The sequence below is a fragment of the Streptomyces sp. NPDC036984 genome (assembly GCF_055607665.1).
Map to the genome: position 1 here is coordinate 296,767 of NZ_JBVJRL010000006.1, position 12,709 is coordinate 309,475.

A 12,709-nucleotide genomic window follows, 5' to 3' on the forward strand; every position below is an offset into this window, starting at 1 on the left:
AGCTCCTGCTTGTGTACGACACGAAACGCGGACAGTCTTTCATCTCCGCAGCTCTCCCGCCCGCCTCGGGCGTCCCGGGCGCTACATCGCCGCGAGGATGTCCACCGTGAACACGAGAGTGGAGCCCTTCTTGATGACCCCGCCGCTCGGCGGGTTGTCCCCGTAGCCCAGCTCCGGCGGGACCACGATCAGAACCCGGCTGCCGACCTTTTTGCCGGTCAGGCCCTGCGCGAGGCCCTTGACCGCCTGCTGCATCTGCTCCAGCGCGAACTGGCTCAGCCGGCCCGAGCCGTACGTCCGCTGAAAGGTCTTGCCGCCCTCCCAGACCAGGCCCTGGAACTGGCACAGCACCGTCTGGTCGGCCTTCAGCTCGGGCCCGTCGCCCTCCAGGACGTACTCCGACACGAGCTTCTTCGGCGGATCCGTCTTGGGGACGGTCACCTTCGGCACCTGGCCGTCGGTGTTGACGGCCACCTTCGGCAGCGCGGCACCGCTCTGCGGGACCGGCTTGCCCTTGGCGGAGCTCTTGGAGTTGAAGGATTCGATCAGGTCGATGACGAACACCAGGGTGTCGGTGCCCTTGATGCCCGCCTGCGCATTGCCCTCCTTGCCGTAGCCCAGCTCCGGCGGGACGGCGATCTCGACGCGGCTGCCGGTCTTCTTGCCCGCCAGGGCGTACCGCCAGCCGTCGATGATGCTGCCCCGGGCGAGCTGCATGACCAGCGGGCGGTGGCGGTCGTAGGAGTTGTCGAAGACCTTCGCGGTGCTCCAGATCTGGCCCAGATAGTTCGCCTGGATGAAGTCGTTCTCCGCGATCGTGCGGCCGCCACCCGCGATCACCGTCTTGACGGCGAGGTTCTTCGACGGCTCGCCCGAGCCCTTGGCGACGGTCGGCTTCTCACCGAACTTCGTGCCCCCCGTGATCGCCGGCAGCGGCCCGTCCACGATCTTGGGCGGGGGCGCGGAGGACGCCGACGGCGAGGCACCCTTCCTGCTTGCGTCGGACTTGTCGTCACCGCAGCCGGCGAGCGTGACCAGTCCTGCGGGAACGGCGGCGAGGAGAAGTGAGCGTCGGCGCACGGAAGAGCCTCGTAATCGGTCGATCTTGCGGATGGCGTGCGCGCAACTCTACGACGCGAGAAGGGCGCCGTACGGGAAACGTACGACGCCCGTGTGGCGTTCCGGCATTTCGGTACCCGAACGCTTGACTTCCGCGCTTTTCGCTACATTCCGGCGATCAGCTTCTCCACCCGGTCGTCCACCGAACGGAACGGGTCCTTGCACAAGACGGTGCGCTGGGCCTGGTCGTTGAGCTTGAGGTGCACCCAGTCGACCGTGAAGTCCCTGCGCTGCTCCTGCGCCCGGCGGATGAAGTCGCCGCGCAGCCGGGCCCGAGTGGTCTGCGGCGGAACCGACTTGCCCTCGAAGATCTTCAAGTCGTTGCAGACCCGGGTGGCTTGGCCCTTCTTCTCCAGCAGGTAGTACAGCCCACGACGGCGGTGGATGTCGTGGTAGGCGAGGTCTATCTGGGCGACCCGCGGGTGCGACATCGTCATGTTGTGCTTGGCCCGGTACCGCTCGATGAGCTTGTACTTCATGACCCAGTCGATCTCGGTCTCGATGCGGTCGAGTTCCTCGTTCTCGATCGCCTCGAGTGTGCGGCCCCACAGCTCCAGCACCTGGGCGACGATGCCGGTGTTGATGCCCCGGCGCTCGCAGAAGTCCAGGGCCTTGTCGAAGTACTCGCGCTGCACCTCCAGCGCGGAGGCCTCCCGGCCGCTGGCCAGGCGCACCTTGCGCCGGCCGGTGATGTCGTGACTGACCTCGCGGATCGCCCGGATCGGGTTCTCCAGAGTGAGGTCGCGCATCACTGTGCCGGCCTCGATCATGCGCAGCACCAGATCGGTGGCACCGACCTTGAGCAGCATCGTCGTCTCCGACATGTTGGAGTCGCCGACGATGACATGCAGCCTGCGGTAGCGCTCGGCGTCCGCATGGGGTTCGTCGCGGGTGTTGATGATGGGCCGGGAGCGCGTCGTCGCCGAGGAGACGCCCTCCCAGATGTGCTCCGCGCGCTGGCTGACGCAGTAGACGGCACCGCGCGGCGTCTGGAGCACCTTGCCGGCGCCGCACAGCAGCTGCCGGGTGACCAGGAACGGAATGAGGATGTCCGCGAGCCGGGAGAACTCCCCGTGCCGGGCCACGAGGTAGTTCTCGTGGCAGCCGTAGGAGTTGCCCGCCGAGTCGGTGTTGTTCTTGAAGAGGTAGACGTCGCCTGCGATTCCCTCCTCGTGCAGGCGTCGTTCCGCGTCCACCAGGAGTCCTTCGAGAATGCGCTCGCCGGCCTTGTCGTGGGTGACCAGTTCGATCACGTTGTCACATTCGGGGGTCGCGTATTCCGGATGTGAGCCCACGTCGAGGTAGAGCCGGGCGCCGTTTCGCAGAAAGACATTGCTGCTGCGGCCCCATGACACGACACGGCGGAAGAGGTACCGCGCCACCTCGTCAGGAGACAGGCGCCGCTGTCCCCTGAACGTGCACGTGACGCCGTACTCGTTCTCCAGCCCGAAAATGCGGCGGTCCATGAGGGAACATTACGCCCGATCCCCCGAGCTGAAACGGGGTTCGGCAGCACGATTTGGATCATTTTCCGATGAAGCCGCAACGACCCCGCCCCGCGCGGGAGCTGCGAGGACCCGTCCGGTGGCCAGCAGGACCAGCAACGACACGGCTCCGGCCACCCCCGGCAGGGCAAAGCCCCACAGGGTTCCACCGGCCTGGACCACCGGCCCCGCCAGGCCCGTTCCGACCGAGGCACCCACCGTGAACGTCGTCACAAGCCAGGAGAAAGCCTCGGTGACCGTCCCGCTCGGCGCGTGCCGGTCCACGATGATGAACGCGCAGGCGATGCAGGGCGCCAGAAACACGCCGGAGACCACACTGAGCAGCACCATGGCGACCGCGCCCGGCACCAGCATCAGGGGCAGATAACACACCGCCAGAAGGGCCACCAGCACCGTCAGTCGCCGCTCGGGCGCACCGGCCCACCGGCGGGCGCCGTAGACGGTACCGCCGACGAGCGCACCGAGACCGAGCCCGGCCATCAGCCAGCCGTAGACCGCGTCACCCCCGTGACCGTCGGCGTACGAGACCGACGCGACCGTGATGGAGCCCAGCGCGATACCGATGAACAGGAAGGCGGCCAGCAGGGCGAGCAGGCCCGGCGAGCGCAGCGCGCCCAGCCAGTGGGCCTCACGCGGCGCGGAGCGCCACGCGCGCGAGGGCGGCGAGAGCACCACGCAGAGCGCGCCGAGCACGCCCAGGAGGTTCAGCACCAGCAGGGCCGCGCGCTCGTCCCACAGGGACACGCACAGGGTCACCAGCAGCGGCCCGACGGTGAACATGATCTCCTGCGCGACCGCGTCCATGGCATAGGCGATGTGCACCTGTTCCTCGCGGCGCAGCACGGACGGCCACAGGGCGCGCAGGCCGCCCTCCAGGGGCGGGGTGAACAGACCGGCCGCCGCGACGGCCGCGTAGGCGAGCGGCAGCGGGTCGGTGCCGGCGAAGGCGAAGACGGTCATCGACAGGGCCGCCAGGACGGCCGCGGGCAGCTGGATGCGCGGCTGGCCGTACAGATCCACGAGCCGGCCCAGCACCGGCTGACCCACGGCGTTGGCCACGCCGTACACGGCGGCGAGAGCGCCCGCGAGGCTGTAGGTGCCGCCCTGGGCGCGCACGAAGAGCACGAGGGCGATGGCGGCGGTGGCGTTGGGCAGCCGGCCCACCAGCGTGCCCGTGAGCAGCCGGAGCGCATACCTCGCCTTCAGGATCTCCAGGTAACCCGTGGCCATGTCCTGCCCTCCCGGGGGCTCACCGGGGCGCCGCGACGGCCCGAAGTGTTACGTATAACGTCTCCATCCATACGTACCATGTGCGCTGTTCACACGTCCAGACGGACAACCGGCAGAAGAGGAGCAGGCCCACCGTGGCACGCAGCAGCACGCGCCCGACCAGCCGGGACGTCGCCCAGGCGGCCGGGGTCTCCCAAGCCGCCGTCTCCCTCGTCCTGGGCGACAAATGGCGCGGCCGAGTGTCCGAGACCACCGCCGAACGCGTCCGGGAAGCCGCACGCGACCTCGGCTACCGCCCCAACCTCGCCGCCCGCCACCTACGCCTCGGCCGCACCCGCACCGTTCTGCTCGTCGTACCCGCCCTGACCACGGAATTCTTCGCCGGCGTCTACACCGGCGCCGCACGCGTGGCCGCCGAACACGGCTTCGGCGTCGTGCTCTACCCCTCCCCCGAAGGCATCGGCCCCGCCCGCGACCCCTTCGCCTCCGCACAAGCCGCCCTCGACGGCGTCATCGCCTCCTCCATGGCCGCCGACGCCCTCACCGCGATCCGCGGCGACCAACTCCCCCTCGTCATGCTCGACAGCGACCCCGCAGGCAGCCTCGGCGCCGCGACCGTGAACCTGGACATCCCCGACGCCGTCCGCCAGGTCACCGAACACCTGCTGGACCTCGGCCACCGCCGCGTCCTCCACCTCGCCGCGGACGTACCGTCCTGGACCTTCGAAATCCGCGGACGGGAACTGGCGGCACGCATGGCCGCCGTACCGGGCACCGAGATCCACACCGCACGAGCCCCGATCTCCATCGACGGAGCACTGGCCGCCACCGAGACCGCGTTCACCACACCCGGACCCCGGCCCACCGCGGTGATCTGCGACGACGACAAGCTCGCCGCCGGCGCCTACAAGGCGCTGCGCCGACTCGGCCTGCGCATCCCCGACGACGTCTCCGTCACCGGCCTCGACGACCTCGCCCTGGCCACCGCCATCGACCCGGAACTGACAACGGTACGACTGGACGCCGAGCTCTTCGGAGAGCGCGGCATGGGAGCCCTGCTGGCCGTTCTGGAGGGCCGGGAGCCGGAGAGCGGGGACATCCCCGTGGAACTCGTCGTCCGGGGCTCCACGGCGCCACCGGGCACGCCCGGATAGCCCGGTGCCCCGACCGGAGATCCGGCCGGGGCACCGCAGGGCGGCGACGGATCACTCCTCCTCGGAGCTCTCCGCTTCCGTGCTCGCGCCGCCCGCCTCCAGCAAACGGGCCAGCTGGCGGCCGACGATGCGCTTGAACTTCCGCTTCTGCGGGCGCGTACGGTCCAGCACGGCCACCTCCAGGCGCTCTGCGGGGATCGCCCGCTCACTGCCGTTGGTGTCCCGGGACAGGGCCTGCACGGCCAGCTTCAGAGCCTCCGCGAGGCTCATGCCGTCCTGGTGACGCTGGTCCAGGAAGCTGCTGATCTGCTCGGCGTTACCGCCCACCGCCACCGAGCCGTGCTCGTCCACGATCGAACCGTCATGCGGCAGCCGATAGATCTGATCGCCCTCAGGCGTCTCCCCGACCTCGGCGACCACCAGCTCCACCTCGTACGGCTTCTCGGCCGCCGAGGAGAAGATCGTGCCCAGCGTCTGGGCATAGACGTTGGCGAGACCACGAGCGGTCACATCGTCACGGTCGTAGGTGTACCCGCGCAGGTCCGCGTAGCGCACACCACCGATGCGGAGGTTCTCGTACTCGTTGTACTTGCCGGCCGCGGCAAAACCGATCCGGTCGTAGATCTCGCTGAACTTGTGCAGCGCACGGGACGGGTTCTCGCCGACGAAGACGATGCCGTCGGCGTACTGAAGCACGACCAGGCTGCGGCCACGGGCGATGCCCTTCCGGGCGTACTCCGCCCGGTCGGCCATGGCCTGCTGGGGTGAGACATAGAACGGCGTCGACACCGGTTATCCGTCCCTTTCTGTCATGGTCACTGGATCACCTTGCTGAAGAACCGGGCGCGCTCAGAGCAGCGCGGCCTTCGGACCGTCCGGCTCCTCCAGCCGCCTCTGGAGCACCGCGCGGGAGAGCTCCGACGCCTCCTCATCGGTGAGCCGGCGGAAACCGTCCTCGGTGATCACGGTGATGATCGGGTAGATCCGGCGGGCGACATCGGGACCACCGGTCGCCGAGTCGTCGTCAGCCGCGTCGTACAGGGCCTGCACCACCAGCGTGGCGGCCTGCTCCTCGGACAGGTCGTCCCGGAACAGCTTCTTCATCGCACCCCGCGCGAAGATCGAGCCGGAGCCCGTCGCCGCGAAGTTGTGCTCCTCGGAACGGCCGCCCGTGACGTCGTAGGAGAAGATGCGCCCCTTCTCACGGTCCACGTCGTACCCCGCGAAGAGGGGCACCACCGCCAGACCCTGCATGGCCATGCCCAGGTTGGAACGGATCATGGTCGACAGCCGGTTCGCCTTGCCCTCCAGCGACAGCTGAGCACCCTCGACCTTCTCGAAGTGCTCCAGCTCCAGCTGGAAGAGCTTGACCATCTCCACGGCCAGACCGGCGGTACCGGCAATACCCACCGCCGAGTACTCGTCCGCCGGGAACACCTTCTCGATGTCCCGCTGAGCGATCACATTGCCCATGGTCGCCCTGCGGTCACCGGCGAGCACCACGCCCCCGGGGAACGTCACGGCGACGATCGTCGTCCCGTGCGGCGCCTCGATCACGCCCTGCGTGGGCGGCAGCTGCCGGTTGCCGGGCAACAGCTCGGGCTGGTGCTCGGCGAGGAAGTCCATGAACGAAGAGGATCCTGGCGTCAGGAAGGCAGCTGGTAGACGCCCGGTGCTACGAGTGTTGGCTTCCACGCGTTTCCTTCCACGTATGCAGCAGCCCGCCTTATGACCTCGGGCTGATCCTTGAACTGCCCCAGTGCAGCGTTGCAGCTGAAGCACAGTACGCCTCGGACCCTACCCGTCTCATGGCAGTGATCCACATGTGCGGGCACGGCGGTCAGGCACACACAGCAGACGCCCCCTTGGGAGGCGATCAAGTCGTCACGCTCGGCTTCGGTGATTCCGTATTGACGCTTCAGGTGGCCTGCCCGCCCCTTGGCCGCACGGCAGGCCTTACAGCTCGTGGAGAGGCCGTCGGAAGCCGTCGCGTTGCGATGCCACTCACTGTGCGGCTTGATCTCACCGCAGCTCCGGCAAAGCTTGTGCCCGTCGGGCGTCTCCACTCGCGGACGGACGTTTTTGCCCCTGGCCAGCTGCCGGGCCTGGTGGTACGCAGCCCAGCACGTCCGACAATAGGCCTGCAGTCCGTCGCGGGCCGCTCTGTTACCGGCGAAGGCCGCTCGCGGTTTGACCTGCTTGCACCGCGAGCAGCGCTTCGACCCCTCCTCGTCGCTCACTCACACCCCCGAGCCCCCGAACCTTAGATTCGAAGGCGAAAGCCGCCTACTGGCCACCCTTCTGAACGAATGAGCGCACGAAATCCTCGGCATTTTCCTCGAGGACATCGTCGATCTCATCCAGCACGGAGTCCACGTCGTCCGACAGCTTCTCGTGTCGTTCCTTGAGCTCCTCCGAGGCCTGCGCGTCCTGCGCCTGCTCCTCGACCTCCTCGGTGGACCGGGTGGCCTTCTGCTGTCCGCCGCCGGTGTCCTTGGTTGCCATAACCCTCACCCCGCTCAGTTCGCCTGCCGATCGGTGATGATCAGACCCTATAGTCCGGGTCCGACATCGGCCCCGCAGTTTCCTCAACGTGCGGGGGCCACCTCGATGATTCCCGGGCGGTGGGGTTTCCACCCTGGCCGCCCGGGGCGGTACGAGCACCCGCTGGTCGCTCTCAGCTGCCGGACAGGACCCTGACCAGGTCTTCCGCGGTGCGGCAGCGGTCCAGCAGCTCCTTGACGTGATTTCGCGTTCCGCGTAGCGGTTCCAGGGTTGGAACGCGCTGGAGGGAGTCGCGGCCGGGGAGGTCGAAGATGACAGAGTCCCAGGAGGCGGCCGCGACGTCGTCCGCGTACTGCTCCAGGCAGCGGCCGCGGAAGTAGGCGCGTGTGTCCTCCGGCGGCTTCGTGCGGGCCTGCTCGACCTCGGACTCGTCCAGCAGCCGCTTGATGCGTCCGCGGGCCGCCAGGCGGTTGTACAGGCCCTTCTCGGCGCGCACGTCGGCGTACTGGAGGTCGACCAGGTGGAGCCGGGCGGCGTCCCAGTCGAGGCCGTCGCGGCGGCGGTAGCCCTCCATCAGCTCTCGCTTGGCGACCCAGTCCAGTTCGCCGGCCAGACTCATGGGGTCGTTCTCCAGCCGGGTGAGGGTGTCCTCCCAGCGGCTGAGGACGTCCTTGGTCTGGTCGTCGGCGTCGGCGCCGAAGCGTTCCTCGACGTACTTGCGGGCCAGTTCGAAGTACTCCATCTGGAGCTGGACCGCGGTGAGTGTGCGTCCGCTGCGGAGGGTGATCAGGCGCTTGAGGGACGGGTCGTGGGAGACCTGGTGCAGGGTGCGGACGGGCTGGTCGACGGCGAGGTCCACGGCGATGAAGCCGTCCTCGATCATGGACAGGACCAGGGCGGTCGTGCCCAGCTTGAGGTAGGTGGAGATCTCCGAGAGGTTGGCGTCGCCGACGATCACATGCAGCCGGCGGTACTTCTCGGCGTCGGCGTGCGGCTCGTCGCGGGTGTTGATGATCGGGCGCTTCAGCGTGGTCTCCAGGCCGACCTCGACCTCGAAGTAGTCGGCGCGCTGGCTGATCTGGAAGCCGTGCTCGTGCCCGTCCTGGCCGATGCCGACGCGGCCCGCTCCGGCGAAGACCTGCCGGGAGACGAAGAAGGGCGTGAGGTGGCGCACGATGTCCGAGAAGGGGGTCTCCCGCTTCATCAGGTAGTTCTCGTGCGTGCCGTAGGAGGCGCCCTTGTTGTCGGTGTTGTTCTTGTAGAGGTGGATGGGCTGGGCTCCCGGCAGCTGCGCGGCCCGTTCGGCGGCCTCGGCCATGATCCGCTCGCCGGCCTTGTCCCAGAGGACGGCGTCGCGGGGGTTGGTGACCTCGGGGGCGCTGTATTCGGGGTGGGCGTGGTCGACGTACAGGCGCGCGCCGTTGGTGAGGATCACGTTGGCCAGGCCGATGTCCTCGTCGGTGAGCTGGCTGGCGTCGGCGGCCTCTCGGGCGAGGTCGAAGCCTCGCGCGTCCCGCAGCGGGTTCTCCTCCTCGAAGTCCCAGCGGGCCCGGCGGGCCCGGTGCATCGCCGCCGCGTAGGCGTTGACGATCTGGGACGAGGTGAGCATGGCATTGGCGTTGGGGTGGCCGGGGACGGAGATCCCGTACTCCGTCTCGATGCCCATTACTCGCCGTACGGTCATGCGGCCCTCCTTGCCCGGCGGCGCCCTCGGTCGTGGGCGCCGCTCAAGTACCGCTGGCGCTCCGGTGCGTGTGCGGTGCCCGTCCCCGCACTGCGCGACTCGGCGGTAGGAAAGAGCCTAGAACGCCTTTGCGCTGGTGGGGAGATCATTTGCGTCATTGGCTGCTCCGGTCGTGGCCCGGAAAACAGTCGGCTGCGGGTACCCGTCGAGGGCACCCGCAGCCGCCCTGCTGTTACAGGTACTGACCGGTGTTCGCCACCGTGTCGATGGAGCGTCCGGTGTCCGCGCCCTGCTTTCCGGTGATGAGCGTACGGATGTAGACGATCCGCTCGCCCTTCTTTCCGGAGATCCGGGCCCAGTCGTCCGGGTTGGTGGTGTTGGGCAGGTCCTCGTTCTCCTTGAACTCGTCCACGCAGGCTTGGAGCAGGTGGGAGACGCGGAGGCCCTTTTGGCTCTTTTCCAGGAAGTCCTTGATCGCCATCTTCTTGGCGCGGCCCACGATGTTTTCGATCATGGCGCCGGAGTTGAAGTCCTTGAAATAGAGGACTTCCTTGTCACCGTTGGCGTAGGTGACCTCCAGGAAGCGGTTCTCCTCGGATTCGGTGTACATGTGCTCGACCGCCGTCTGGATCATGCTCTGGACGGTGGTGGCCTTGTCGCCGCCGTGTTCGCCGAGGTCGTCGGCGTGCAGCGGGAGGCGCTCGGTGAGGTACTTGCCGAAGATGTCCTTCGCCGCCTCGGCGTCCGGACGCTCGATCTTGATCTTCACGTCGAGTCGGCCGGGGCGCAGGATGGCGGGGTCGATCATGTCCTCGCGGTTGGAGGCGCCGATCACGACCACGTTCTGCAGGCCCTCGACGCCGTCGATCTCGGCGAGCAGCTGCGGGACGATGGTGTTCTCCACGTCCGAGCTGACGCCGGAGCCGCGGGTGCGGAAGAGGGACTCCATCTCGTCGAAGAAGACGATCACGGGGGTGCCCTCGCTGGCCTTCTCACGTGCACGCTGGAAGACCAGGCGGATCTGCCGCTCGGTCTCGCCGACGTACTTGTTGAGCAGCTCGGGGCCCTTGATGTTCAGGAAGAAGCTCTTGCCTGCGGCCTGGCCGGTGACCTCGGCGACCTTCTTGGCCAGCGAGTTCGCGACGGCCTTGGCGATGAGCGTCTTGCCACAGCCGGGGGGGCCGTAGAGCAGGACGCCCTTGGGCGGGCGCAGCTCGTGCTCTTTGAACAGGTCCGGGTAGAGGTACGGCAGCTCGACCGCGTCGCGGATCGCCTCGATCTGGTTGCCGAGTCCGCCGATCTGCTCGTAGCCGATGTCGGGGACCTCTTCGAGGACGAGCTCCTCGACCTCGCTCTTGGGTACGACCTCGTAGACGTAGCCGGAGCGGGGTTCGAGCAGGAGGGCGTCGCCGGCGCGGATGGTGACGTCCAGCAGCGGCTCGGCGAGCCGTACCACCCGTTCTTCGTCGGTGTGCCCGAGGACGAGGGCGCGCTCGCCGTCCTCGAGGATCTCCTTGAGGGTGACGATGTCGCCGACGCGCTCGAACTCCAAGGCCTCGACCACGTTGAGCGCCTCGTTGAGCATGACTTCCTGGCCGCGCCTGAGGTCGTCCAGCTCGACGCTGGGGCTCACGTTCACGCGGAGCTTGCGGCCGCCGGTGAAGATGTCGGCGGTGCCGTCCTCGTTCGCCTGCAGGAAGACACCGAAGCCGGCCGGCGGCTGAGCGAGCCGGTCGACCTCTTCCTTGAGGGCCACGATCTGGTCGCGGGCCTCGCGGAGGGTGTTGGCCAGTCGTTCGTTCTGGGCGGACACGCCGGCCAGGTTGGTCTGAAGCTCGACGATCCGCTCTTCGAGAATCCTCGTGTGCCGCGGAGAGTCGGCGAGCTTGCGGCGCAGGACGGCGATCTCCTGCTCAAGGTAGGCGATCTGCCCGGCCGGGTCGTCGGACCCGCGTCCCGGGCGGATGCCGCGGTTCATGTCGTCGTCGTGGGCTGCCACGGTCCTCACCTCCTCCAAGGGGAGCTGGACGCTTCCAGACCCTACCTGGGTGGGTGTCGATTGAAACCCCTAGATCACAATGACTGTCAAGGTGTGTCGTCGGTCACCCGGTGCGCACTCCCTCGCACGGAGGGGATACCCACTCAACGTGATGGGAAAGCAGGTTGTTCCTTGCATGGCGTGGTCAAAACCCGCCAGGAGTGGCCGGAGTTGTCCGCTGCGTGCCGGCCGGGCCGGTAGGTGGGCAGCACTCAGGGCGCTCGTGCGTTCATCACGCAGAGCGACGGTTCAGGCAGTCGGTGTCACCGCTGTGGTGGCTTGAAGTGGTCGTCCCGGCCGCCGGGGTGCCCCTCTCCCGGTCCGGCGCTGGTACCCGAGCGGGCCGGGGTGGAAACCCGGCGGCGGTCGAACCGGGCGGGGAACGGGGCGGAGGTAGGGTCGAGGGTGTTCAACAGCCGCTGGAGCGGACCCGGCTGGCCTTCGTGGCGTCGGGCCGTCCGGCGAACCGACGGCAGGAGAGATGACCGTGCAGCAGGAGGCCCCGGGCGGCGAGGCGCTGGAGGTCTGGATCGACCAGGACCTGTGTACCGGCGACGGGATCTGCGCTCAGTACGCCCCGGAGGTGTTCGAGCTGGACATCGACGGGCTGGCCTATGTGAAGGGCGCGGACGACGAGCTGCTCCAGGCTCCGGGGGCGACGACGCCGGTGCCGCTGCCGCTGCTGGCGGACGTGGTGGACTCGGCGAAGGAGTGTCCTGGCGAGTGCATCCACGTGCGCCGGGTTTCGGACAGGGTCGAGGTGTACGGGCCGGACGCGGAGTGAGCCCGGTTCAGACGCTGTGGGTTCCGGCCGGTGTGGAGCGCAGGAAGGCGTTGCCGTTCCACTGCCAGGTGGCCGGGGTCTTCACGTCGGGGCAGCAACTGGGCACGGAGTCCGAGGAGTAGCCGAGGAGCGTGGCGGAGACGGCACGGGCGCGGAGGGCGACCTCGGTGACGGTGAGCCGTTCCTTGGGTTCGACGAGGGTGGCGACCACGCGCGGCCGCGCCCCGTCGGCGGAGCGGGTGAGGACGTAGACCCCGTCGGGCGGGGTGCCCATGGGGGCGTCGCAGTGGACCACGGCGACTGTTTCCGGCCTGCCGTCGCCGTCGAGGTCTCCGGTGGCCTTTTTGACGACGACGGCTTTCACCGGTCCGCACTGCAGCGGGAACTGCACGCCGGCCGTGCTCGGCGGCGCGGCGGCGGCGGGCTTGGCCGCCGTGGCGTCGGCGGGCTGGGCGGCCGTGGCCGATGCGGGCTGGACGACGGAGGAGAGGGCCACGACCCCGGCGACGGCCGTGGCGGTGGCGACCCAGTGGATGGGCCGGGTCTGGGTGTGGGCGAGCTCCGGAACGGCGGATTGCTGCACGAGGAGTGTCTCCTGTGAGGGCTGTGCCGGTGGGGGTGGCCTGCATGGTGCCACACGTCACAGTGCGGGGGAACGGCGGGGGCCGGGATTCCCGCAGGCGGCGTGCC

Annotated in this window: 12 protein-coding genes; 2 read left to right on the forward strand and 10 right to left on the reverse strand. The window is 68.6% G+C overall.

What is annotated here, in order from left to right:
* Positions 1 to 81 precede the first annotated feature (81 nt).
* The 3 genes from ACZ7DL_RS14885 to ACZ7DL_RS14895 all read right to left on the reverse strand — a co-directional run bounded on the left by ACZ7DL_RS14885 (position 82) and on the right by ACZ7DL_RS14895 (position 3,854).
* On the reverse strand, positions 82 to 1,080 hold the full coding sequence (locus ACZ7DL_RS14885) for an FKBP-type peptidyl-prolyl cis-trans isomerase (RefSeq protein WP_470774466.1): 999 nt from the start codon (positions 1,078 to 1,080) through the stop codon (positions 82 to 84).
* 143 nt (positions 1,081 to 1,223) lie between these two features.
* The gene (pafA, locus tag ACZ7DL_RS14890) at positions 1,224 to 2,585 is read right to left on the reverse strand and encodes a Pup--protein ligase (protein WP_470774468.1); all 1,362 of its coding nucleotides are present in this window, start codon (positions 2,583 to 2,585) and stop codon (positions 1,224 to 1,226) included.
* A 9-nt stretch (positions 2,586 to 2,594) separates the two neighbouring features.
* Positions 2,595 to 3,854, reverse strand: coding sequence for an MFS transporter (locus tag ACZ7DL_RS14895; protein ID WP_470774469.1), 1,260 nt, complete (start codon positions 3,852 to 3,854; stop codon positions 2,595 to 2,597).
* 134 nt (positions 3,855 to 3,988) lie between these two features.
* Between ACZ7DL_RS14895 and ACZ7DL_RS14900 the strand changes: the two genes are divergently transcribed.
* Positions 3,989 to 5,008, forward strand: coding sequence for a LacI family DNA-binding transcriptional regulator (locus ACZ7DL_RS14900; RefSeq protein WP_470774470.1), 1,020 nt, complete (start codon positions 3,989 to 3,991; stop codon positions 5,006 to 5,008).
* A gap of 51 nt (positions 5,009 to 5,059) precedes the next feature.
* Here the strand turns inward: ACZ7DL_RS14900 and prcA are convergent, their stop codons facing one another.
* The 6 genes from prcA to arc all read right to left on the reverse strand — a co-directional run bounded on the left by prcA (position 5,060) and on the right by arc (position 11,196).
* Positions 5,060 to 5,797: a proteasome subunit alpha gene (prcA, locus tag ACZ7DL_RS14905; RefSeq protein WP_470774471.1), complete on the reverse strand. Its 738-nt coding sequence runs from the start codon at positions 5,795 to 5,797 to the stop codon at positions 5,060 to 5,062.
* A gap of 60 nt (positions 5,798 to 5,857) precedes the next feature.
* Positions 5,858 to 6,703, reverse strand: coding sequence for a proteasome subunit beta (gene prcB, locus ACZ7DL_RS14910; RefSeq protein WP_470774473.1), 846 nt, complete (start codon positions 6,701 to 6,703; stop codon positions 5,858 to 5,860).
* Complete coding sequence (locus ACZ7DL_RS14915; protein WP_470774475.1) at positions 6,655 to 7,248, reverse strand: endonuclease VII domain-containing protein; 594 nt, start codon at positions 7,246 to 7,248, stop codon at positions 6,655 to 6,657. The genes prcB and ACZ7DL_RS14915 overlap by 49 nt, the downstream gene beginning before the upstream one ends.
* A gap of 46 nt (positions 7,249 to 7,294) precedes the next feature.
* Complete coding sequence (locus tag ACZ7DL_RS14920) at positions 7,295 to 7,513, reverse strand: ubiquitin-like protein Pup (RefSeq protein ID WP_470774477.1); 219 nt, start codon at positions 7,511 to 7,513, stop codon at positions 7,295 to 7,297.
* A gap of 172 nt (positions 7,514 to 7,685) precedes the next feature.
* Complete coding sequence (dop, locus tag ACZ7DL_RS14925) at positions 7,686 to 9,197, reverse strand: depupylase/deamidase Dop (RefSeq protein ID WP_470774479.1); 1,512 nt, start codon at positions 9,195 to 9,197, stop codon at positions 7,686 to 7,688.
* A gap of 232 nt (positions 9,198 to 9,429) precedes the next feature.
* On the reverse strand, positions 9,430 to 11,196 hold the full coding sequence (arc, locus tag ACZ7DL_RS14930; RefSeq protein ID WP_470774481.1) for a proteasome ATPase: 1,767 nt from the start codon (positions 11,194 to 11,196) through the stop codon (positions 9,430 to 9,432).
* A 520-nt stretch (positions 11,197 to 11,716) separates the two neighbouring features.
* Here arc and ACZ7DL_RS14935 point away from each other — a divergent pair.
* Positions 11,717 to 12,019 carry a ferredoxin gene (locus ACZ7DL_RS14935; RefSeq protein WP_470774483.1) on the forward strand — a complete coding sequence of 101 codons (303 nt, stop codon included), beginning with the start codon at positions 11,717 to 11,719 and terminating at the stop codon, positions 12,017 to 12,019.
* Positions 12,020 to 12,026: 7 nt separating this feature from the next.
* Here the strand turns inward: ACZ7DL_RS14935 and ACZ7DL_RS14940 are convergent, their stop codons facing one another.
* Positions 12,027 to 12,602 (reverse strand): hypothetical protein, encoded by a 576-nt coding sequence (locus tag ACZ7DL_RS14940; protein ID WP_470774485.1) that lies wholly within the window; start codon positions 12,600 to 12,602, stop codon positions 12,027 to 12,029.
* Positions 12,603 to 12,709: the final 107 nt, after the last annotated feature.